The sequence below is a fragment of the Candidatus Lariskella endosymbiont of Hedychridium roseum genome (genome assembly GCF_964020185.1).
Classification (GTDB): Bacteria; Pseudomonadota; Alphaproteobacteria; order Rickettsiales; family Midichloriaceae; genus Lariskella.
In genome coordinates, this window is sequence record NZ_OZ026538.1 from 704,960 (window position 1) to 726,374 (window position 21,415).

Genomic DNA, 21,415 nt, shown 5'->3' on the forward strand with positions numbered 1-21,415 from the left:
TCCGCCAAAAATTGATTTGCTGCGCTAATTTTCGGATATATTAATTGTTTCTATGTTTAGTAAACACTACTTTCACAAAATCCGTAAGGTTTTTGCGTTTATTATAACATTTTCTTACGGATGTAAAACACTATTTTTACGCTCTAAACATCATTTTATGTTGCTTCCGAGGCTTTTTGGTGCGCGTACTTTTTTGCCTCAATTCAAAAAAATTTTTACTTATTGATTGATAGACACATATAATAAAAAAATCATTTATACCTACTATTCTCAGTAGTTAAGCTATTTTCTGCTAGACGTTGCTGATGGCTCAATGTTTTAGTTTGTATATTTTTCGCTTCACGGTACGCCTGCTCTAGCTCAAGTCTTTCATATTCATATGTAGACTTGAAAGTATTAACTTCAGGTTTAAAGCTAGCTGCACACTGAGCTGCAAGCTGCAAAGAACCAAGTTGCGTTTCATTACTGATAGATATTGGTTGTATAATGAGACTAGGCTTATCATTAAAAAAGAGTCTAGAAATGATAGATGGTTTGTATGTTTGTATGGTGACTTGATCAGCAGTATTCTTATCAGTTACTGTAATAGTACCTTGATATCCCATGAGTATGCTAAACCACGACTCTGGAGCATGTACTTCAATTTTTAAATCTCTACCCTTTAATACAGGAAACACATCTTGTATACGTGATACATTCATATTAGCTATGTATGTAGATAACATAGTAAAAGTTTTATCATATTGAAGTGCTAAGGAATTTATTTGCATGCCCATAGGCACCTTTACAAAGTTCATTTCAATAGGATTATTCTTGATATCTTGATATAGATGTTGCAAGAATTCATGATCAAAGTCTTTATCTTGATTTACATTTTTTAAATTGTTTTGAAATTGTATAAAACTCATATGTTTTCGAATAGATGGATTATGCAAGTCAGTGTTCAGCATGATAGTTGCAAATGCTAATAGATATACCGCATCAGGGTGATTAAAATCTTGACATTGGTTTTGTTGCACATAAGCTTCGCTAAATTCTTGAACTAGTCTGTCTATTTTTTGTGCTTCTCCAGGCAACTTATAACTCTTTAAATAATCACGTAATGCATCACCAAATGGTTTATCTTTAAATTCCATACTTGCAACAAAATGTTTTAGTACACTTTGATTTTCTGTTGCTTTGGTGCCTAGATAATCTCCAATTTCAGATAAATCTAGATTTTGTTTTTCTGTTGTAAAGAAAGCTGCAATTTGTTTTTCTTTATCTATTTGTAATGTATTACAAATATCTTTAATTTGTGCGATCCCATTCTTTGGCTTAGCATTAAAAACCTTAGCAATTTGAGATCTTATTTCAGCAGAAAATTTCTCGTGCATATTATTACTTATAGTTTCAAAATATTAATTTTCATAATGTCTATAGCAGTGAAATAAAGTATGAAATCAAGCATCATGCTATATATATGCTTTCTTCAATATCAAAAGATTTTGTAATGCGTTTTGTCATAGACTTATATGCTTATTGTTAGATTGAAAAATCATAATTATTGCGAAAGATTTTATGTTAAAAAAACTTTCCGATTTCTAACATAGCTATACTTATTATTACTTGTTGTATAAGATCATCAAATTAAGTTCATATGTTATTTCAAGCACATCATGCCTCTAGCTATTCATCTAATTTAGCTGAAAGTAGGTTGGTCTGACCATGCTTCTTATCTAATGCCATCGCACTTCTTCACATCATTTTTCTTACTCGCTCTTTATCAATAGACTCTTAAATACATGCATTAACTGTCATCTGTTTTGATTAAAAGGTAGATATAGAACTACTCTTTAACCTTATGGTTGTAGACAATGTGTATAAATGATAGCAACATTGGAAATTTTATCAAATCAAAAAATAGACCTCTTGCATAACCTGTTCCAAACTGTGATTTGATTGTCACTAAAACATAAAAACACTCACGTGGATCATTGTTTGGTGACGTCTTGCAAAAATCTACTCTATAAGAATTTCTACCTCAGAATGAGGTTATGCAAGAGGTCTAATGTAATTTTTATGATATATTTATCAAGATATAATTTAATTAAAAACAACTTAGAATTGACTATAAGTATATAGTATGATACTTGTCGCAATTCCATGATGAGTATTATATATTATCAATTGATTCCATTCGTTTTAAAGCATCTTTACACACTGTTTCTAAGACATGTATTCATCTTTTTATGTAGTTATATGTGATATGGTTAAGACCCTCGCCTTTAGGCGAACACTTTAGTATTAGTTATCTAGGAAATGTGCTAAGGGAGGACGAATGGAATATAGGAGATGATCCCACAGCCTATATGACCTAAAGTATCATATAGTATTTTGTACTAAGTATAGGTATAGAGTTTTAACTGGGCAAGTTGCGATTAGAACTAGGGAAGTAATCCGAGAAATATGTGCTGCTAATTACATAAATATAATTAGTGGCAGTATGAGTCCTGATCACGTACATATATTAGCATTGGTTCCGCCTAGTATATCAATATCTAAAGCTGTGCAATATATTAAAGGTATAAGTAGTCGTAAGTTGCTACAGGAAGTTGGCAATGTGAATTCAGAAGAAGTGCAAAAATATATAGAACAGCATGAGGAACATCACAAAAAAGATGATTTTAGAATATCAGAGTTTTAGCGTTTACGCTTTTAATCTGCTTTGCAAGCGTTACACAAACTACCGCGCTTTAGCCGGTAGTAATTGATATAACACACACTTCACATATGTTGACCGCTTAACAATTCTTACTAAGACAATGAAGCAAGCTCTCAATATGTTATTAAGTGAAATATTATCGTCATATATACATAATCAATACAACTTGATTGTAACATAATACTAAAATATTACACCAATATATTGCAGAGGTATTAAGATACATTATCTAGACGTCAACATCTGCAGAGTTTAACATATAATAAAAGTAGAACTGGAATGATTATTTTAAATTGATGTATAGCTAAAATGCTATAAAATAGGCGTAGCAGGCGAGTATTTAGAATAAATTTTGATTCGCTTAAAATCGCAATATAATTCTACTTGAAGCTAGAGGTTGACTTAAAATTTATCAGAAAGACAAAGTTTAGCATGACTCTTTTATATTGCTTTAGCTATGTAGGTATTATTAGACAGCAAGATCAATATGACACTCCCACGCGTTTTCTATGTGCATCTCAATCCTGTCTTGCAGTACTAGAAAAAAGTCAAAGCGCGCTTCATAATGTACATATTCTTGAGACTGCGATAGAAAAAATAATGCAGCATTAGTGTTTCTGAGTTTTTGTCTTTCAGATATTAAGCAGAAAACATTTGCTTTCTTTCTTGCCTTTACTTCGCAGAATATTAATATACCTTTCTTGGTGGCGATGAGATCAAGTTCACCATACGGAGTCCTATATCTATTTTCTAATACAGCATAGCCATTTGCAACTAAATATTCTGCTACCAGCACCTCGGAAGTTAATCCATATAAATAAGAGGAAGATGCCTTCTTTTTGTCTATACTCATTAGCAATGCAGAAATATAATAAAGTCTATCCGTCACAAATACGCGGTCTTGCGCTAATTTTCGGGTATATAATTGTACTGTACCTAGTAAATACTACTTAACATGAATCCATAAGGTTTTTTGCAATTTTGCCACTTTTTCTCATGGATTTTGATGCATCATAATTGTTTACAACAAATATCAATTACTACCGGCTAAAGCGCGGTAGTTTGTGTAACGCTTGCAAAGCAGATTAAAAGCGTAAACGCTAAAACTCTGATATTCTAAAATCATCTTTTTTGTGATGTTCCTCATGCTGTTCTATATATTTTTGCACTTCTTCTGAATTCACATTGCCAACTGTCACAACAAAATACCCTCTGGCCCAAAGATGTTGTCCACAATACCGCTTACGGAGCAGTGCAAATTCCTGTAGCAACTTACGACTACTTATACCTTTAATATATTGCACAGCTTTAGATATTGATATACTAGGCGGAACCAATGCTAATATATGTATGTGATCAGGACTCATACTGCCACTAATTATATTTATGTAATTAGCAGCACATATTTCTCGGATTACTTCCCTAGTTCTAATCGCAACTTGCCCAGTTAAAACTCTATACCTATACTTAGTACAAAATACTATATGATACTTTAGTTCATATAGGCTGTGGGATCATCTCCTATATTCCATTCGTCCTCCCTTAGCACATTTCCTAGATAACTAATACTAAAGTGTTCGCCTAAAGGCGAGGGTGTTAACCATATCACATATAACTACATAAACCCCATACCTTGAGAGTGATAATGCAACTACCACATAATGACTTAAAGAGCTTCACTCATAATTTTATTGATACAATACTTTGCCTCTTTAATTAAAGTAGCATGATTTCTAGAAAGTAGAGCAGGGCGCGCTATGATCAAAAGACTTAACATCCCATTAAATCTATTATAAGAGCATCTGAAGACTTCAAGCATCATTGATCTAATGACCCTCTTTGCTTTATTACGAATCACAGCTCCTCCGATTTTCTTACTTGCTATTGGTGCAAACCTTATACAAAACCCTTCAGAGCTATAAACATTGTAAAGTAGCACGAAACTTTTCGAGACAATTTTGCTGCCATTTTTCTTAAGTATAGCAAAGTCAGAAGCTCGAACAATTCTAAAAAGACCTTGGCAAGCGTAGACTTTATTACAGTCATGCACTCAAAACCTTTCTACCTTGAGCTCTTCTGTTATTTATTATCTTCCTACCACTAGGAGTCGCCATTCTTGTACGAAAACCGTGTCTACGTTTTCTTACTAATTTACTAGGCTGATAAGTTCTTTTTGTTGCCATTTTGAGACGATTAATTAACTAGTTTATTTTCTAGAAAATGGAAATCATAACAGATGTTTTGCAAGAGTCAACAAGGATCCTAAGAAAATTGCGTGCTAATACTAACAAATAGTATACTGAAAGAAGCACTATGATCAATAATAATACTATTGAATGCATTGATATAAAAGCACAATACATCGAATAAGTATTATATTTATTCTATAAATATATTGTTTTTTAGATAGATTATCGCGTTTTCTAAAAATCAAATTGCTATAAAATCTTCTACAGATTAGAGCAAAAATGCTATATATAATAGGTAAATAAAGAGTTTGTATTGCATTAATATGAAGTTATACTTCAAAAGAGCTAGGAAGAAGTAAGGAGGCATGTGTATAATCAATACATAACAAGCGATCTTTAAGGCGCCAATTTTGAAAAGTATAACAAGTATATATATTGAGAGTTTTCACATAAAGATAGATAAGAGCTGTTCTTGATATTGTTTGAATATTTGTGTAATAGTAAGAGCGCACCAAAGCTTGATGGATCCGTATACCATTGACTCTTTTTTTAGAAACGATTTTAGTGCGCCGTGTCATTCGGCATAAATGATGTCGCGTGTTGCTATTATCTCTCTCGATACATACTGTGCCAGACTTTCCAATTGTATGACGCTCTTTGGGTAAAATTTTAGAAAAAGCATCCCAATCATCCGTATAAAAATGACATTCTTTCAGATGACTCACTTTGTTGTAGAGCTTTTGGAATGTTGCAGTATCACGATTGCCTGTAACCCAGGCAACTGTTCTCCTTGTACTACGATCAACTGCCTTAATGATCCAAAGCTTGTTTTTTTGAACCAATAAAATGCCACATCTCGTCGAATTCCATCTCCATAATATCCGAAGAGACAACTGGCTCCTGAGTCTTGCCCATCGCCTCTACTACCCAGCGATAAATTATGGACGGCGAATGCCATAATATCTTGCATAACATAGAAAAAGAGCCATTACCAAGACTATATAGCATAACGCATAATGCTTTCTTAACAGCTGTTTGAGGCTTCTTGCGCAGATCGCCCTCAACAAAATTTAGAACATGATCTGCACTTATAACGCTGTACATCCCTCACAATGCCATTTTTTACCAAGCTATCAGAGCAACATCCCTTACAACAAACCATAAAACCACTCTTTAGTTTTTAAAAAAGTGATCATATCATACTTCTATCTAATTGTGAAAACTCTCGAAAATTATACATCATTGCACTGTTAATAAAATAATTTTAATATTCTAGAATGTCGTCATGTAGTATAAGGAGTCTTGTGAAACTTATGTTGCATATAAGAAAATATCCTATGAGCGATTGTAAATTTAAGGAATGAGTCGAGCCGTTCATATTAAGCAGCCAAAAGAAAATGAGAAAGCCCATATTAATTAGTCTATCTGTCAAAAATAAACTTTTACAGAAAATTAAATATACAAAAATTAGCTTTTAGATCGGCCCTACGCTAATTTTTTGTATATATTTATTACTCATGTGCCACGCAAACACTGCTTTCACAAAATCCGTAAGGTTTTTGCGTTTATTATAACATTTTCTTACAAATTTAAAGCGCTATTTTGACACTCTAAACATCATTTTATGCCGCTTCTGAGATTTTTGGTGCGCGTACCAAGTAATTTTTTCCGCATGCTGAATCGAACTTTCCAAATCTTTCTCTGGAAACATGCCAATACTTAGCGCACCAGAAACTGTAAGACATAAAATTTTCTAGTCCATCCGCCAAAAATTGATTTGCGTAGCAAATAAATGCTTAATTTTTAATTTGCAACTTGCGCTATACAGATTCTTCGGAATGGACTAGTTTAGAATTTCAAAAGAATCTAGAAACGAAAACCAACTGCAATTGAGATGATACCAAAAGAGTTTTTAGTTAAGCACTCTCCTTTTATACTAGGTATATTACTTAATTTTTTTGTATTCTCTTCAGAGCGTGTAATCGAATATGTCTCATTTGTCTTGAATGCAAATTTTGTCGTATATCCAATATCTAAGAAAAATTTATCAGATACATTGTATAATATGCCAATGCCAGCAGCTGCAGCGAGATTATTAAACTTACGTTCCATATTAGCAAAGTCTACATTTGCATTCGATATAGTGCTTGTCTTTTTCATAAACATATAACCGACACCTAGTTTCACATACGGCCTAACACTACCACTAGTATTAAAGTCATAATATCCGTTTAAAAACATATCTGATTCACGTATTTTTACGTTTTGTATGCCTAGCACATCGCTTCCTACACTTGGCAAATTTTCTGAATTTTCACCTTTTAAAAGAGACGTACTCACCGCGAGTTCTGTTCTTATACTATCTGTCAAGTAATAACCAAAAGCAATCTCTGGTGTAAAGCTTCGAAGTGGCACAGTGCCAACAAAGCTTGTTTCTTTGCTGAGGCCTAAAACACTAAGATCTTGTTTCTCTTGTATACCGCCATACCTAGCAGCAGCATATCCAGCACTCCCTTTCACATATTTGGAGCCTGCCAGATCTGTATTTTTATTTTCAGCATTCGCTGAATAAGCACAAAGTGTAGTTGCAAATGTTATATAAAAAATTATCCCAAAATTCTGTCTCATATTATTCTCTATTTGAAATTGATTAGCAAAAATTGAAGCGCTCTGTGAATTTTATTGCATATCCATACGTGATTGATGCAGCAAAGCTAGAAAGCGCTTATTGTATATATTCTTCGTGCGGCATAGTCTCAAAAAAATCAGACATGCCATGCTTAGATGTCTCATCCAGAAGTGAAGTTCTATGCCACGCATTATCGCTATACTGCAACAACGCTATTTCTGCGGTGTTCTTAGGCAAAGAAATATAATTTGCAATAATTGTACGATTATTTATAAACGCATTATTAAAATACAAACTAGATTTATAGCTCACGCTGTAAAGCACGAAGTGCTCTTTGTGTATACAAAAATATGCGGCGCTTAGCATTTCATCTATATTCGAAATTGGAATCGCAGCAATTTGCTTTATTTCCGACATATCTATGCTATGCAGCATTGAATCTTTAGGAACGTTCTGCACAAATACGCTACCTATAGGAGCGCCTGTAGTGATATGCGTAAATTCATCCGCCTCGTATAACATTGCGCCATTAATATAGATAGCTTTACTAACCTCATATCTATAAAGGCTGTACTTTTGTGCATTAAAGATTTGCATCACACCGTTTCTGAATATCACAAGCTCTATTCCATAACTTGCAGTGTTCACGATTTGTTGAAATTTATAGAGATTGCAACCGACCCGTTCGCCGCCTGCTTCCAGCACAACATCCAGTGAAGTAAGGTTGTTTTGTAAATTCGGAATGCTTAGAGACGATTTTACACATAACACCTTACCAGAACACATGCTATAATTTTGCATATGTTGTATCGCGTCAGCTTGCGAAAAAGAAGCGAACTTCAATAAATCTCCTAATTTGCAATAATCTAATGTCACGCCTAAGCTATAACGCGGAGGAATTTCGCTTTTCATCAAGTATTCCATAGCATCAGCAATATACTTAGCATATATTGCCACAGCCTTGCCACTTGCAGCCGCAAACTGAATCCCTACTACTTACCCATCTTTGTTACAAATTGGAGAGCCGCTATATCCATATCCTGCACGCAGATTTGTCAGTATTACATGCGTTGAGAAGTAACCCATAGAAACATGAGGATCCAGCACGACCCCATACCTGAAATTATTCACTCCGTCTTCATTATATAGCGGCATATAAACTGCTTCACCAGCACTTGGCAGCACTTCACTTAAACGCAATTGCATGCAAGCCTCTGGGACTTCATAAGCTGCAACCTGAATTATTGCAAAATCATGCTCAGGATCGTTATACAAAAGGCTGCTTGCTACATGATGATTGTTGAAGAATGTTACATATAAATCCTGTATTAATGTTTTATTCGCTATATGCTTATTTGTGAGCAACAATCCATTCTTCTTATCCAATATGAATCCCTTGGCTGTTGCAATTGCACTCTGCGCTCCATATATAGAACCATGTAATATGCTTCTTATAGTAACGATAGCTTTGTTTAAATTCTCCATTGTTAATTGCACTTCAATGTTTTTCTTTCTCTTGTGACACTGAAGATAGAGATTTAATTCCTACGGGTTGAATCAATTCGCTTCCAAAGATATCACCAAGAATCTTCAGCGGAAGTGCAGCAACATCTACAACAATTTCTCCAGCAGCCTCATCTACTTCTCCAATAATATGAGTAGTATCTACAATCACTTCCCCCTACAAATTCACCAAATTCTTTAATAGCTTCTTCAGCAGCTTTACCAGTGCCTTTAGCAATTTCTTTTACGGTTTCTAGATCTGCATCCACACAAAACTCCGGTCCGTTATTGATACGTTTACAAAGAGTTTCAACATAACTGGACTCGTCAGCAAAAGGACTCTTTACCTGAATACCATATTGATCGCTGTAATCTTGAAATGCATAAATATCATTAGTTTGAAGTTCATATGATTCGTATCCCATATTAATTTACCTTTTATTAGTTGAAATTATATATTCGCCCCAAGCCCATGGCATTTTTATTTCTTAGCGGCGACTATAGGCGCATTAATAACATATTACAAGCAATAAATTTAATTATTTTGCGCTTTTCTTTGATTTATATGGATCTTTAAAATTTCATTATGAGAATAATAAATTTATTACAAATTTATTTATAATATGGCAGCATAATTTCTCCCAGAGCAGTATATTTTATAGATTGCTTGCTATGATCTGGATTTTCTATTTCGATCTTCACTTCAAAATCTTTGAGATCATTTTTTGCGCCACCCAACATGAAATAAATCTGCTTCATACCATTCCTGAGCCCGGCTTTATAGGCATTGCTATTCTCATCCACTCCAGAGATCAAACCCATTAAGAATGATCTGTCTATATCAAAGCCAAATTGACAAATTGCATTATCGATTCTTTTATAAGACAAAGCTCTGTTTAGCTCAGGAATAGTATCTGGAGGTGAGATAGGCGCAAAATCAATTATATAGCGATCCATATAGCTATATAATCCATCTTTTCTTTCCTTATCCTCAAATTCTTGCCCCAGAAGCTTTGCAAATTCACTATAAAACTGCTCTCTGCTCACATTGCAAGAAGCGCCCTTACAGTGCGATTTAACTAAATTCCGCAAGAAATCATCTAAGCTAAATTTTCCACTGCTCTTCGTCCTTATCATATAATCCATGTTCATGGCGATGAGCCTGCCAGCATCATCCATTGCTACGAGTTGTCCAGAATTATAAAAAGCCCTTGCTGTATGTCCACTGCCTAAGAGTATTTGCTCAACTATGCGTGTCTTTTTAGAATAAGGTGCGCTAACTATTTTTTGAAAGATTCTATCCCGCTTATAATATTCTTCAATCGATTTGTTGATATTATCAATATACTCCTGCTCTGTGATAATACCGTTCCTATAGTTTAGTAATGATGTATAATAATCAGTAAACCCTTCAGCAAACCATAAATGATTAAACTGCATATTAGGACCAAATTCTGCAAAAAACCCTCTATTTCTGAATAGTGAGTGTATACTTTCATGAGAGATCAAAGTTTTCAAATTTTCAAGATTACTGACTCACCTTACGCAAAATTGACAAAATCAGTATAAAGGTAGTAAAAGTAAGCGAAATAAAAAAATAAAGTATGTCTAAGAAAATATTGGATATATATTCAGACTATTTAATTTGTCAAAATAAGTATGCAACAGCTACTGGTTTATCAGATTTATTGTCTGGAGATATAAGCCACGACAAGATTACAAAATATCTTAATTCTGAAGATTTAGGATCAAAAGAATTATGGTTATACATCAAGCCAGAAATTAGGAAGCATGAGCTTAACAAGGGATGTGTTTTGATATTAGATGATTCAATAGAAGAGAAACCTTATACGGATGAAAATGAGATAGTAGCATGGCATCACTCTTATGCTAAAGGAAGGCATGTAAAGGGGATAAACATTTTATCGTGCTTAGTTTCGTATGGTGACGTAGTGCTTCCGTTTGGGTACGCACTCATTCGTAAAGATGTTAGTTTTTCTGATATTGAGACAGGAAAAGTACAGCGTAAATCTAGCATTAGCAAAAACCAACATTTTCGCAATCTCATAAAACGATCAACAGAGAACAAAGTGTTGTTTGAGCATATTTTAGCCGACAATTGGTTTGGTTCTAAAGAGAATATGGAATTCATAGAATCGCTTGGTAAAAAGTTTATTATAGGTATTAAATCAAATAGAATTATTGCATTATCATGTAAAGATAAAAAATTGGGGAAGTTTCAACAAATCTCATCATTAGATATGCAGGATGGAGAATCAAAGAAGGTATGGTTGAAAGGAGTATCTTTTGAAGTTTTACTAATCAAAAAAGTTTTCATAAACGAGGACGGATCAACTGGTATTCTATACCTTGCTTCTAATGATACAGAACATGATGCTGCCTATTTGTACGAAATCTATCAAAAACGATGGAGAATTGAGGAATATCACAAATCTATCAAAGAAAATACAAGCTTGGCAAAATCTCCAACGAAAAAGATGCGATCTCAAGCAAACCATATATTTGCTTCAATCGTAGCATTTTGCAAGTTAGAAATTATAAAGGTTGCCACTGCAACCAATCATTTTGCTATTAAATATAAATTGTTAGTAGCAGCGAATATAGCATCTATGAATGAATTGATAAATTTACGCAAAAATAATGCTCTTGCGTAAGGTGAGTAAATAAATATATGATAAATTTTTATATTTACTTCATTGAGCATTATGTTAAATATGATTCATGAATATGATATATGCGATAAAATCTATGAACTTGATTGTAGTCACTTAGAGAGTAGAATATTTGATCATAGAGTTGCAAATTTATACAATAGACTTCTTTGCAAATATTTGTTCTTGATGCAGATTACTTTGTTGTTACGCTACTTTCAGAATACTCCTTGCTTCACTGAAATCTGATTTTTGAAGAAGTCTAATAATTAGTAACTTACGTAAAAATAGTAAGTTTCTTGTTTGTCATTGATAAAGCGATCTTTTGTATAGCATAAGTGACTAAGGTGCTGACAATTTAATTGTATTAAAAACAGCATCATAAAGAGTATCAAATAAATCTATAGTTTTTCTAATTTCATTTTTTATCTTAAACCAGTAATGCTCTATAGGATTTAAATCAGGAGAGTAAGTTGGTAAAAATAATATGTAACAACCCACAGATTCAATTAACTCTTTCACTTTAGGATTCTTATGGAAGTTAATGTTATCCATAACAACAGTTTGTCCAGGTTTTAATTCTTTAATTAACATCTCCCTAATATAAGCTTCAAAGACCTCTTTATTGCAATTACCCTCAAATATTACGGGAGCAATAAGATTACAATTACAAAGACCAGCTATCATACTTATTCTAGTTTTATGTTGATACACCTTTTCCCCATAGCACCTTTCTCCTAAAATACTACAACCATATCCTTTACAAGCATTATCTTCTATTCCAGATTCATCAAGATATACTATTTTATCTCTTGTGATGGTTTTTATCTTTTCAATAAATTCATGTCTTAACGGAATATCTCTTTTCGGATGAAGATGAGTTTTTTTTATAGCTATAACCAAGTTTTTTTATCGCCTGTAAGATCGTTGTAGGTGATATATTACACCACTTCTTTGCTAGTTCTTTTGATGTCATAGCAATATTTAATTCAAAAAATTCTTTAAAATCTTCTAGATTTTTGATCTTATGACTGTGACCTTTTTGATAACCACTTGCTGCTTTCAAAGAACCGTGCTTATCTTGCAGAATTTTCCACTTATAGATAGTATCACGACTCACTCTAAATAGTTTACTCACTTTAGTGATTCTTGCACCATTTTCTAATGCTTCTATTACTCTTACCCTAAGTTCTATTGGATATGCTCTTGCCATAATTTTATGCTTTTTATTTCATACTCACTTTTTATATCTTAATTCCTAACTTTTGTCAGTATCTTAGTCACTTATGCTATATCAAGATTTCTGTTTATAGCGTGGATGCGATAATGATCTTATTCCAACTCCACAAATCATAGAACACTTTAGCTTCGTCTTTTTTAAAATTTTAAAAATTTAAGCGTACTCTTCGCAGCGGCACCTCTAGCACAGCTTACTTAAATCTAATCTTAAATTTTCTAACAAAATACGTGGCTACTATATGCTATGATTTGGGGAGTTAGTATTACAAGATTCATAGAGATTATAAAAGCTTAGAGGAGTTGAAATCTTTGGATCAATGCCTCATTTTGCGTACTAGTTCTATAGAGTGTGCAAGAAAAATCATTTTGATATTTTGATGCGATTTTTGTATTATATCTCGTTTGCTTTGTATATCGCGCTTGAAATAGATAAATTTTGAGCTATATAATACATATTTATAGCATATATATGTGCTGCATAAGCATATGTAATGAATTTGATATTTTATATATTTTTTCTTCTTATTGCTAATAAGATATCGTGTGATCAGATATATATGCGGATTAGTGAGCTGCAACTTTATGTAAGTATCTCGATCATCATCTGTAATAAAATCTTATTTATAGTGTACTTTTAAAGTGCTAAAAACTCTATGGAATTCTGTATAAAAGAATATTTTTACAACAATCTTGTAATGTAACCTTTACATATAGGATCTTATTTTGTATATTTTATTGCGTTATACGAATTTTATATAGCAAAACTTTGATAGAAATTTATATCTTTCTATTCGATAGCGTTGACTGATATTTAAAAATGCACTACAATCCCCAATCCCTTAATTGCACTAAAGCTTCGTAAGTTTCTTTAGTGTTCCAAGGTGTGTTTTTGTTGATATTGGCAATCACTACATTTTGTTTGCTGATTAAGACAGTGCTGGGTAGAGAGCGTATGTTTAATGTATTCATCAACATTCGCTGTTTATCTATAAATAAGCCTATTTTGTCTATTTTCTTATTTTGATACAGTTCATATATAGTATCGATATTTTTAAAATCGACTGAGATTGGCAATATTACGATATCGTATATGCCTTCGTATAGTAGTCTTTTCTGTAATTGATTCAGTTGTACAAGCTCTTCTGTACATTCTAAGCACCAAGTTGCCCAGAAATACATTACTATAAGGCTGTTATTAAAAGTTTTAGTTGTATATTGGTTGTCAGATTCATCAAAAAATGTAACATCTGGCATCCTATATAAATTCTTAACTTCGTCAACATTTTGCATCGTTGTCATAGTATTCTTAATGCTATGTATAAGATACTGTTGATTTTTATAATAGGTTGTATTACTCGTTATAATAATATTATTATTTTTACCAGTTGAGAAAAAATCATTTATGGTTGAAAACTTTCTAGTAAAAATTTTATTAGTGGAATAGGATTCAGTTATAAGTAGACCAGTTTTATTTGGTAGCTTATTTATGATTCCTAAAGATGCCGTAGGGTAAAACAAAAGAAAAGTTACAAAAAAATAAACATATCTGGACATTTTTATCGCTATTAATTGCAGGCATTAGTTTTTAAAGTATGTGTTTATAGTCCAACTATAAACAGTTTGTAGTTCTAGGCTGTTTTCATATAACTATACATTTTTGTTTAGTATATGAACCTAGCTTAAGTTACCTTGCACATATAAAATTAACAATTTATTGTGTGAAGGTATTAAAAAGCTGCTTCAAACTACATAGTGGATTATGCATATCTTAATATGCTTATGATATGGTTTTGTGATGTGTTTTTAAATAATTAAATATTAATTGATTTAGTGTGGTTGTTCATAAAATGAATGGAGCAAAAATAAATTTAGGGCATACTCGCGATAATGTTGTCTCTTCTGTTGCTCAAGTTGAAGGGGTGACAAAGTCTTTGTGGGGAGGCTATTTTTCCAGTAGTCGTGATGCATTAAGTAGCAAGATACTGAGTTCTATATCATATGATAACAGACTGTATTCTGTTGCAATAGAGTCTATGAAAGCTCAGATGCGGATGTGTCTAAAGCGTAATATAGTACCTGAGCATGATGCAAAAAGGATTATCAGAGCTTTGGATAAGCTTAAAAAAGAGATAATAGCAAAAAAGATAGTAATAGGTGGAGATTCCAGAAACATATACGCGTTTTTAGAATCATGTCTTGATGATACACTTGGTGAAGTTACAAACTATCTAAAAATTGCAAGATCAAGTGGAGAACAGTATTCAGGAGATCTGAGACTTTGGATGCGTGATGCTTGCGATGTGCTTGATTCTGTTTTACAAAATCTGCAAGCAGCATTAATAGATAAAGCTGAAGAAAACGTTAAGATGGTTGTACCAAGTTACGTTCATAATCAGGTTGGTCCTCCTGTGTCATTAGGTCATAAGCTGTTGTCTTATGTCGAGATGTTTGGGAGAGATAGGCAAAGGTTTAGAGAAGCTAGAGTAAGGCTTAATAAGTCACCTTTTGGTGCTTATATGGGTGTCGGAACTGCTCTACATATAAGTAGAGAAATGACATCAAAAGCTTTAGGCTTTGATGGAATTGTGCAGAATGCGTTAGATGCAGTGACAGATAGAGACTTTGCTATAGATTTTACTGCTGCAGTTTCTACTGCTATGATGCATATAACACGCATGGTAGAAGATTTAATACATTGGCAAAGTCCATATTGTAATTTTATATCTTTCTCGAAAGATCTTGTAACTCAAGATCATGTTGTGCCAAATCGTTATTATCCTGAAATATTAGAAGTCGTTAGAGCGAAGATTGGGCGCGTATACGGCAATATGTTCAATATTATGACGATAATGAAGTCGCTTGATAACGACATTACACAAGACTTACAAGAGGTTTCAGAGCCTGTTTTTGATTCATATGATACATTATTCAACTCGATTAATATAATGGCTGCTCTTACTGCAGATTTCATTGTATATCGCAAAGAATTTAAAGAAGCTGCGCAGTATGGTTATTCCACAGCTTATGATCTCATGGATTGGTTAATAGGTTCAGCTGAGATGACTCATGAACGTGCTGCTTGCGTCACAAGACAAATCATAAAACATGCTATGCAAAAAAATAAGAAGCTTTCTTTATTGGAGCTTGGTGAATTACAAGAAATAGATCCGAAGATAAACGAAGGCATATATAGTGTTTTTATATCATCAAGAGCTGTGATAAGCAGAAGGAGTGCAGGGGGTACAAACCCAGTTAAGGTCAGAAAAGCTATCAGAGCTGCAAGGCGTGAGTATATGTAGTCTAGCGCCTCAAGCACAACGGATAATATACCTCTGGTAAATGAAGAGCTGGTATTTCCGTTTGATACGAAACTATATTTCAAAAAGAGCTAGAAAGAACGCAAAGCAGTGTATAGTCAATGCATAACAAGCGGTCTGCAAGGCATAAATTTTTGAAATATAGCGAGTATATATATTTATATAGTCTGTCTGTCAAAATCGATTTTTCGGAAAGTTAAATGTACAAAAATTAGCTTTTAGAACTGCCACGTGCTAATTGTTGGATATATAATTGCTCGATACTTGAAACTTTTTCTGCTGGATTCTGAGGCATCGTCATTGCTTGCAAGCCAAATAAATCATGCGTTTCTTAGAGTTATGACGCAGGCGACTTCAAAAAGCAGTTAGCCTTTGCGTCATGCCAATAGATAATATAACATCTAGCCAAAGACAGTGCACGTGCAGTCACTGTGTTATCAGTTAAGTCTGTAGATATCGAAGAAACATTAGAGTAATGCTTGGAGTTTCTATGCTTTATATATCAGAGACTGTTTTAGGAATGTCTTAGGTGAGGCTGGATATAATATTATTTTAAAGGAGCAGAAGTTGACGCGCATACTGCACACCTTATAGATATTTTTCCCATTCTGCCATAAAAAATCACAATAAATTGATACAGATACCAATAATTACTACCGGCTAAAGCGCGGTAGTTTGTGTAACGCTTGCAAAGCAGGTTAAAAGCGTAAACGCTAAAATTCTGATATTCTAAAATCATCTTTTTTGTGATGTTCCTCATGCTGTTCTATATATTTTTGCGCTTCTTCTGAATTCACATTGCCAACTGTCACAACAAAATACCCTCTGGCCCAAAGATGTTGTCCCCAATACCGCTTACGGAGCAGTGCAAATTCCTGTAGCAACTTACGACTACTTATACCTTTAATATATTGCACAGCTTTAGATATTGATATACTAGGCGGAACCAATGCTAATATATGTACGTGATCAGGACTCATACTGCCACTAATTATATTTATGTAATTAGCAGCACATATTTCTCGGATTACTTCCCTAGTTCTAATCGCAACTTGCCCAGTTAAAACTCTATACCTATACTTAGTACAAAATACTATATGATACTTTAGGTCATATAGGCTGTGGGATCATCTCCTATATTCCATTCGTCCTCCCTTAGCACATTTCCTAGATAACTAATACTAAAGTGTTCGCCTAAAGGCGAGGGTGTTAACCATATCACATATAACTACATAAAGCAAGTATAAGAACTGCAATTATCAGGCATTGCTAACTAAAGATAGATATCAGCAAGTCTTTATTAAAAAGCATTAGGATAGAGTTATAGATCATATCTATGGCCTTACTGTAACGTTTGGTTTTACGATGAAACCTGGCTAAATAGTGCCGTATTAATGAGTTGAATGATTCCACTAAAGACGTTTCTGCCTTAGTAGAATAGTGTTTTTTAGCAATCCTAAATTTTTCATAAACGTCGTAATGGTCACTGCATGATATCTCTATCTCGTAGCTACTTTGTAATCGCATGGCAATCGGAAGATAGGATGCAAAATCCCTGACAATGCTCACTTCAAAATCAACAACTTTATTTCTGTCCCTATCAACAGCAAGCCAAATGTAGACTTTGTTAGTTTTTTTGGCAATAACTAAAAAGCTCATCCAGCTCAATAATTGAGATTTGCTTGGCATCCTCAGGTATCGTAACATCATTCAGCCTTTGTTTTAGAAGCTTTGAGAATTTTCTAATCCACTTTATTATAAGTGAACTCGAGACCTTTTCTAATCTCTCGATTGATCTAATTCCAACTCCCTCCAGATACATACTAACAACCTTCATCTTTTTATTAAGGCTGTACTTTACTCTCATATCTCCAGACTTATAGCTCTTTTTACACTCTAGGCACTTATACCTCTGACGACCTTTAATATAGCCATTCTTTGTGCTTCCTATGCTGCCACAATGCTTACAACTTAACATATATAATGCTTCCAATATAACTTACTATCAAGGCAGTATACATATACGCGAATTTAAAAGCAAAATCTATTCTTGGTTAGCAATGCCTACATCTCAGTCTATATGAATAGCAGCTGCAACTTATATGATTAATTATGCCATTAGTATTAGCTTTTGTTTGCTAACTAAGCCTGCTTTGCTTTGAATTTAGGATTTGTTTTGTTGATTATATATACTCTACCTCTACGTATAATCATTTTACAATTTCTATCTCTTTTTTTTGCAGACTTTAGTGATGACAGAATTTTCATAACTCTAATTAAAATATTATATCTATAAAAATAAAAAAAGGAGCAACTATATGTATATAGCAACTCCCTTTTACAGAGATCTATGCTAACGAAACATTTTCAGCGGAAACTTTCCCGTTAAATTTTTTTATCTCAAAGGTAATCCTATCACCTTCCTTAAGAGAATCAATTCTTGCTCTCTCAAGGGCAGTTTTGTGTATAAAAACATCCTTACCCTCATTGCAGTCTTCAGAATCGGAAGCTATAAACCCATAACCTTTAGTGTGGTTAAACCACTTCACTATGCCAGTGTACTTCATGTATTTACTTAGTAAAAAAAATTGCGATCACAGCAGCATGGTATAATCAATAACGACATAACCATGAGCAGCAACTCATTGTATCCCAAAAAGACTGCAAAGTATACACTTATTTTATTAGAAAATGCTTGATAAGAAGCTACTGTTCTGTTAAAAGCTATCATTGGATGGATGGCCGAGCGGTTTAAGGCACCGGTCTTGAAAACCGGCGTGCGTGAAGAGCGTACCGTGGGTTCGAATCCCACTCCATCCGCCAGATTTCTTTAACCACAGAGAGCATAGTTTATATTTGCAAATACCAAATGCAACTATCTTTCATCCAACTCTTTGGTGTTTGATCTTATTTTCATGTATATAGAAAATCTGAATAACCTTTTTGGAAAGGCCATGAAGAGTTAGTTGCGTCAAAAAAAATTCCTGAGTCATAACTTATTAAGCTAATAGGAATTTTAAAGGTACTACATGATGCCTATCTCACATCGCAATCTTCTATCTGTTGAATAATTTTATCTTTTTCCTTCGCAACAAAACATTGCTGAGCATTAGCTATATTTGCAAATAAAACCAGCGAATATAGAAATAAAATAAGCTTTTTCATGTTACAATCCATTTTTAATTAATTTAAGCGACTTGGCCTGTAGCGCAGTATTCAGGACAAATAACCAATTATAAAATAATTTGCAACTAGCGCATTGTAAAAGGTTTTTCTTATGCTTGCAATAGTTCACTAGTGCAAATGCAAATGAGATATTTTGTAAAGTAAAGATCTACTATAAAACTTTATTAGACCTCTTGCATAACCTCATTCTGAGGTAGAAATTCTTATAGAGTAGATTTTTGCAAAACGTCACCAAACAATGATCCACGTGAGTGTTTTTATGTTTTAGTGACAATCAAATCACAGTTTGGAACAGGTTATGCAAGAGGTCTATTAAATAAAGTTTTATATACATAGCAACCTATTAACTAACGCGAGTTGCTAATTAATTGCTTGCTGTGTGGCAGATTTTAGGGCCATATATGTTACCTGAGGGTTTTGCAAATAAACAAAAATAAAATATGAAAAAGGTTGTTGCATCAAGGTACTGTTTTTGATGATTTTATGAAAGATCTATTGATCCGCATTGCCGGTAATTAGTAGCTTAGATGCTTAATATTAATTGGCAACTTGCGCTAACCATATACTTTTGAAATATAAATAAAGTTATTTGAAATGAGTAAAAAAGCTATGAAATCATATCATTGTCTTCAAGATACCATTTTAAAAAATATAGAGACAGTTTCTGCGAAACTTGATAAGCATTCAAATATTCTTAAGATATCTTTTATAGATATTCAGCTTGGACCTATGTTAGTCATTTCGGATAATAAAGGTATTTATCTCTTAGAATTTACTGACAGATGTAGATTAGAATGCAAAATTAGCATGCTGATATTTAAACTAGAAGCATTCATCATTCCAGGAATTACTGACATTATTCTGTCAATTAAAGATGAACTAAAAGCATATTTCAGTGGTAAACTTATAAAATTTAAGACACCAATTAATCTTCTAGGAAGTCAATTTCAAAAATTGGTTTGGGAAGAGTTGATGTGTATTCCATATGGTAAAACGCAAACATATGCTGCACTGGGCTGTGCTATAGAAAAGCCAAGAGCTTACCGTGCCGTTGCCAGTGCTAATGCCGCAAACCAAATAGCAATCGTGATTCCGTGTCACCGTGTTATTAACAGCAATGGTCATCTTGGAGGGTATGCTGGTGGCGTTACGCGTAAACAATGGCTTATTGATCACGAGAAAAAACATGTCTCACAATATTGATTGTATCAAGAAAATTTTACTAGAATCTATTGATTCTACAAAAGGCAGTACTGCAATTTTTTTCAAAACATATGCTGGTGGTTATGCTGAACATGATCAATTTATTGGTGTTAGAGTTCCAATTTTGCGGAAAATTGCAAAAAAATTTTTGTCATTGACATGTGATGAGTTAAGTATTACGCTATAATCACCTATCAATGAAGAACGATTGCTTGCGCTCATCATTTTATCTCATAAATATAAGATATCTTCAGCAGAACTTAAAGAGGAGCTTTTTAAGTTTTATACAAAAAACTTAAAAAATATAAATAATTGGAATCTTGTTGATACTTCTGCTCACTTGATTGTAGGAGCATATCTTTGGGATAGAGATAAAAGCTATCTTGTTAAATTGGCTACTTCAAAATCTCTTTGGGAACGCAGAATTGCAATTGTATCTACATTATATTTCATACGTAAAGATGATTTGGAATGGACGTTCAAAATTGCATCAATTTTACAAAATGATTCTCACGATCGATCTAATACACAAAGCAGTAGGATGGATGCTGCGTGAAGCAGGTAAAAAAGATATATTGCAACTTACTCATTTTCTGGAAAATTATAAAAATACCATGCCGAGAACAATGCTGCGTTATGCTATCGAGAAATTTCCGAAAGAGCAAAGAAAACTATATCTAACGCGCGTTCCAATTATAAAATAACTGGAAACTCATCTATGCACGAAAATTAGCCTTCCTCAATTTTGGAGCTATTGTATTGCCAGTAAAGCG

24 protein-coding genes, 1 tRNA gene and 3 pseudogenes are annotated in these 21,415 nt (G+C 33.4%); 7 read left to right on the forward strand and 21 right to left on the reverse strand.

The features are described from left to right. Nucleotides 1-251: 251 nt before the first annotated feature. Nucleotides 252-1,376: a T4SS guanine nucleotide exchange effector RalF gene (gene ralF / locus AACK98_RS03515; protein ID WP_339042329.1), complete on the reverse strand. Its 1,125-nt coding sequence runs from the start codon at nucleotides 1,374-1,376 to the stop codon at nucleotides 252-254. A 974-nt stretch (nucleotides 1,377-2,350) separates the two neighbouring features. On the opposite strand from ralF, the pseudogene tnpA (AACK98_RS03520) reads away from it, so the two are divergent. Next, nucleotides 2,351-2,686 (forward strand): annotated as a pseudogene (tnpA, locus tag AACK98_RS03520) (IS200/IS605 family transposase); the annotation flags it as partial. A gap of 487 nt (nucleotides 2,687-3,173) precedes the next feature. Here the strand turns inward: tnpA (AACK98_RS03520) and AACK98_RS03525 are convergent. The 13 genes and pseudogenes from AACK98_RS03525 to AACK98_RS03580 all read right to left on the reverse strand — a co-directional run bounded on the left by AACK98_RS03525 (nucleotide 3,174) and on the right by AACK98_RS03580 (nucleotide 10,534). Then, the gene (locus AACK98_RS03525; RefSeq protein WP_339042331.1) at nucleotides 3,174-3,593 is read right to left on the reverse strand and encodes a YraN family protein; all 420 of its coding nucleotides are present in this window, start codon (nucleotides 3,591-3,593) and stop codon (nucleotides 3,174-3,176) included. A gap of 211 nt (nucleotides 3,594-3,804) precedes the next feature. Next, a pseudogene (tnpA, locus tag AACK98_RS03530) lies at nucleotides 3,805-4,206 on the reverse strand (IS200/IS605 family transposase); the annotation flags it as partial. A gap of 164 nt (nucleotides 4,207-4,370) precedes the next feature. Further along, nucleotides 4,371-4,754, reverse strand: coding sequence for a ribonuclease P protein component (locus AACK98_RS08155; protein WP_410519996.1), 384 nt, complete (start codon nucleotides 4,752-4,754; stop codon nucleotides 4,371-4,373). Continuing rightward, a complete protein-coding gene (rpmH, locus tag AACK98_RS03535) occupies nucleotides 4,747-4,887 on the reverse strand; it encodes a 50S ribosomal protein L34 (protein WP_339042333.1) in 141 nt (46 codons plus the stop codon). Before rpmH ends, AACK98_RS08155 begins: the two co-directional genes overlap by 8 nt. A gap of 335 nt (nucleotides 4,888-5,222) precedes the next feature. Next, entirely contained in the window at nucleotides 5,223-5,735 is a 513-nt protein-coding gene (locus AACK98_RS03540; RefSeq protein WP_339042335.1) for an IS1 family transposase, read from the reverse strand. After that, nucleotides 5,704-5,997 (reverse strand): hypothetical protein, encoded by a 294-nt coding sequence (locus AACK98_RS03545; protein WP_339042337.1) that lies wholly within the window; start codon nucleotides 5,995-5,997, stop codon nucleotides 5,704-5,706. Before AACK98_RS03545 ends, AACK98_RS03540 begins: the two co-directional genes overlap by 32 nt. A gap of 518 nt (nucleotides 5,998-6,515) precedes the next feature. Beyond that, entirely contained in the window at nucleotides 6,516-6,638 is a 123-nt protein-coding gene (locus AACK98_RS03550; RefSeq protein WP_339042338.1) for a hypothetical protein, read from the reverse strand. A 121-nt stretch (nucleotides 6,639-6,759) separates the two neighbouring features. Next, nucleotides 6,760-7,521 carry an OmpW family outer membrane protein gene (locus tag AACK98_RS03555; RefSeq protein WP_339042340.1) on the reverse strand — a complete coding sequence of 254 codons (762 nt, stop codon included), beginning with the start codon at nucleotides 7,519-7,521 and terminating at the stop codon, nucleotides 6,760-6,762. A 97-nt stretch (nucleotides 7,522-7,618) separates the two neighbouring features. Next, the gene (locus AACK98_RS03560; RefSeq protein WP_339042342.1) at nucleotides 7,619-8,434 is read right to left on the reverse strand and encodes a hypothetical protein; all 816 of its coding nucleotides are present in this window, start codon (nucleotides 8,432-8,434) and stop codon (nucleotides 7,619-7,621) included. A gap of 84 nt (nucleotides 8,435-8,518) precedes the next feature. Continuing rightward, nucleotides 8,519-9,007, reverse strand: coding sequence for a serine protease (locus AACK98_RS03565; RefSeq protein WP_339042344.1), 489 nt, complete (start codon nucleotides 9,005-9,007; stop codon nucleotides 8,519-8,521). A gap of 13 nt (nucleotides 9,008-9,020) precedes the next feature. Next, nucleotides 9,021-9,197, reverse strand: coding sequence for a hypothetical protein (locus tag AACK98_RS03570; protein ID WP_339042346.1), 177 nt, complete (start codon nucleotides 9,195-9,197; stop codon nucleotides 9,021-9,023). Beyond that, nucleotides 9,157-9,450 (reverse strand): hypothetical protein, encoded by a 294-nt coding sequence (locus AACK98_RS03575; protein ID WP_339042348.1) that lies wholly within the window; start codon nucleotides 9,448-9,450, stop codon nucleotides 9,157-9,159. The genes AACK98_RS03570 and AACK98_RS03575 overlap by 41 nt, the downstream gene beginning before the upstream one ends. Nucleotides 9,451-9,637: 187 nt before the next feature. Further along, nucleotides 9,638-10,534: a hypothetical protein gene (locus AACK98_RS03580; RefSeq protein ID WP_339042350.1), complete on the reverse strand. Its 897-nt coding sequence runs from the start codon at nucleotides 10,532-10,534 to the stop codon at nucleotides 9,638-9,640. Nucleotides 10,535-10,629: 95 nt separating this feature from the next. Between AACK98_RS03580 and AACK98_RS03585 the strand changes: the two genes are divergently transcribed. After that, a complete protein-coding gene (locus AACK98_RS03585; RefSeq protein ID WP_339042352.1) occupies nucleotides 10,630-11,700 on the forward strand; it encodes a transposase in 1,071 nt (356 codons plus the stop codon). Between the two features lie 339 nt (nucleotides 11,701-12,039). Here AACK98_RS03585 and AACK98_RS03590 read toward each other — a convergent pair. Next, nucleotides 12,040-12,910 (reverse strand): IS630 family transposase gene (locus AACK98_RS03590; RefSeq protein ID WP_339040258.1). Its coding sequence is split into 2 segments (ribosomal slippage): nucleotides 12,040-12,585 and nucleotides 12,587-12,910, totalling 870 coding nucleotides; the frame shifts between segments, so codons are not numbered across the junction. A gap of 848 nt (nucleotides 12,911-13,758) precedes the next feature. Then, nucleotides 13,759-14,454: a TlpA disulfide reductase family protein gene (locus tag AACK98_RS03595; RefSeq protein ID WP_339042354.1), complete on the reverse strand. Its 696-nt coding sequence runs from the start codon at nucleotides 14,452-14,454 to the stop codon at nucleotides 13,759-13,761. Nucleotides 14,455-14,783: 329 nt separating this feature from the next. Between AACK98_RS03595 and argH the strand changes: the two genes are divergently transcribed. Further along, nucleotides 14,784-16,235: an argininosuccinate lyase gene (gene argH / locus AACK98_RS03600; RefSeq protein ID WP_339042356.1), complete on the forward strand. Its 1,452-nt coding sequence runs from the start codon at nucleotides 14,784-14,786 to the stop codon at nucleotides 16,233-16,235. Nucleotides 16,236-16,966: 731 nt separating this feature from the next. On the opposite strand, the pseudogene tnpA (AACK98_RS03605) reads toward argH, so the two are convergent. The 5 genes and pseudogenes from tnpA (AACK98_RS03605) to AACK98_RS03625 all read right to left on the reverse strand — a co-directional run. Next, a pseudogene (tnpA, locus tag AACK98_RS03605) lies at nucleotides 16,967-17,368 on the reverse strand (IS200/IS605 family transposase); the annotation flags it as partial. Between the two features lie 154 nt (nucleotides 17,369-17,522). Then, complete coding sequence (locus AACK98_RS03610) at nucleotides 17,523-17,912, reverse strand: IS1 family transposase (protein ID WP_339040210.1); 390 nt, start codon at nucleotides 17,910-17,912, stop codon at nucleotides 17,523-17,525. Then, nucleotides 17,881-18,231, reverse strand: a complete 351-nt coding sequence (locus AACK98_RS03615; protein WP_339040208.1) for a hypothetical protein — start codon at nucleotides 18,229-18,231, stop codon at nucleotides 17,881-17,883. Before AACK98_RS03615 ends, AACK98_RS03610 begins: the two co-directional genes overlap by 32 nt. 164 nt (nucleotides 18,232-18,395) lie before the next feature. Then, entirely contained in the window at nucleotides 18,396-18,521 is a 126-nt protein-coding gene (ykgO, locus tag AACK98_RS03620; protein WP_339042358.1) for a type B 50S ribosomal protein L36, read from the reverse strand. An 80-nt stretch (nucleotides 18,522-18,601) separates the two neighbouring features. Then, complete coding sequence (locus tag AACK98_RS03625) at nucleotides 18,602-18,820, reverse strand: cold shock domain-containing protein (RefSeq protein WP_339042360.1); 219 nt, start codon at nucleotides 18,818-18,820, stop codon at nucleotides 18,602-18,604. A 165-nt stretch (nucleotides 18,821-18,985) separates the two neighbouring features. Here AACK98_RS03625 and AACK98_RS03630 point away from each other — a divergent pair. The 4 genes from AACK98_RS03630 to AACK98_RS03645 all read left to right on the forward strand — a co-directional run bounded on the left by AACK98_RS03630 (nucleotide 18,986) and on the right by AACK98_RS03645 (nucleotide 21,346). Then, a tRNA-Ser gene (locus AACK98_RS03630) sits at nucleotides 18,986-19,076 on the forward strand. A 1,092-nt stretch (nucleotides 19,077-20,168) separates the two neighbouring features. After that, nucleotides 20,169-20,642, forward strand: a complete 474-nt coding sequence (locus AACK98_RS03635) for a methylated-DNA--[protein]-cysteine S-methyltransferase (RefSeq protein ID WP_339042567.1) — start codon at nucleotides 20,169-20,171, stop codon at nucleotides 20,640-20,642. A 208-nt stretch (nucleotides 20,643-20,850) separates the two neighbouring features. Beyond that, nucleotides 20,851-21,198 carry a DNA alkylation repair protein gene (locus AACK98_RS03640; RefSeq protein WP_339042362.1) on the forward strand — a complete coding sequence of 116 codons (348 nt, stop codon included), beginning with the start codon at nucleotides 20,851-20,853 and terminating at the stop codon, nucleotides 21,196-21,198. After that, nucleotides 21,188-21,346, forward strand: coding sequence for a DNA alkylation repair protein (locus AACK98_RS03645; RefSeq protein ID WP_339042364.1), 159 nt, complete (start codon nucleotides 21,188-21,190; stop codon nucleotides 21,344-21,346). The genes AACK98_RS03640 and AACK98_RS03645 overlap by 11 nt, the downstream gene beginning before the upstream one ends. Nucleotides 21,347-21,415 lie beyond the last annotated feature (69 nt).

Excerpts from the sequence above, each read along its gene's own strand:
- ralF (WP_339042329.1), bottom strand. The coding sequence starts at position 1,376 with ATGCACGAGAAATTTTCTGCTGAAATAAGATCTCAAATTGCTAAGGTT.
- rpmH (WP_339042333.1), bottom strand. The coding sequence starts at position 4,887 with ATGGCAACAAAAAGAACTTATCAGCCTAGTAAATTAGTAAGAAAACGT.
- AACK98_RS03545 (WP_339042337.1), bottom strand. The coding sequence starts at position 5,997 with ATGTACAGCGTTATAAGTGCAGATCATGTTCTAAATTTTGTTGAGGGC.
- AACK98_RS03550 (WP_339042338.1), bottom strand. The coding sequence starts at position 6,638 with ATGTCTTACAGTTTCTGGTGCGCTAAGTATTGGCATGTTTCCAGAGAA.
- AACK98_RS03555 (WP_339042340.1), bottom strand. The coding sequence starts at position 7,521 with ATGAGACAGAATTTTGGGATAATTTTTTATATAACATTTGCAACTACA.
- AACK98_RS03560 (WP_339042342.1), bottom strand. The coding sequence starts at position 8,434 with ATGAAAAGCGAAATTCCTCCGCGTTATAGCTTAGGCGTGACATTAGAT.
- AACK98_RS03565 (WP_339042344.1), bottom strand. The coding sequence starts at position 9,007 with ATGGAGAATTTAAACAAAGCTATCGTTACTATAAGAAGCATATTACAT.
- AACK98_RS03575 (WP_339042348.1), bottom strand. The coding sequence starts at position 9,450 with ATGGGATACGAATCATATGAACTTCAAACTAATGATATTTATGCATTT.
- AACK98_RS03585 (WP_339042352.1), top strand. The coding sequence starts at position 10,630 with ATGTCTAAGAAAATATTGGATATATATTCAGACTATTTAATTTGTCAA.
- argH (WP_339042356.1), top strand. The coding sequence starts at position 14,784 with ATGAATGGAGCAAAAATAAATTTAGGGCATACTCGCGATAATGTTGTC.
- AACK98_RS03610 (WP_339040210.1), bottom strand. The coding sequence starts at position 17,912 with ATGAGCTTTTTAGTTATTGCCAAAAAAACTAACAAAGTCTACATTTGG.
- AACK98_RS03615 (WP_339040208.1), bottom strand. The coding sequence starts at position 18,231 with ATGTTAAGTTGTAAGCATTGTGGCAGCATAGGAAGCACAAAGAATGGC.
- ykgO (WP_339042358.1), bottom strand. The coding sequence starts at position 18,521 with ATGAAAATTCTGTCATCACTAAAGTCTGCAAAAAAAAGAGATAGAAAT.
- AACK98_RS03625 (WP_339042360.1), bottom strand. The coding sequence starts at position 18,820 with ATGAAGTACACTGGCATAGTGAAGTGGTTTAACCACACTAAAGGTTAT.
- AACK98_RS03635 (WP_339042567.1), top strand. The coding sequence starts at position 20,169 with ATGTTAGTCATTTCGGATAATAAAGGTATTTATCTCTTAGAATTTACT.
- AACK98_RS03645 (WP_339042364.1), top strand. The coding sequence starts at position 21,188 with ATGCTGCGTGAAGCAGGTAAAAAAGATATATTGCAACTTACTCATTTT.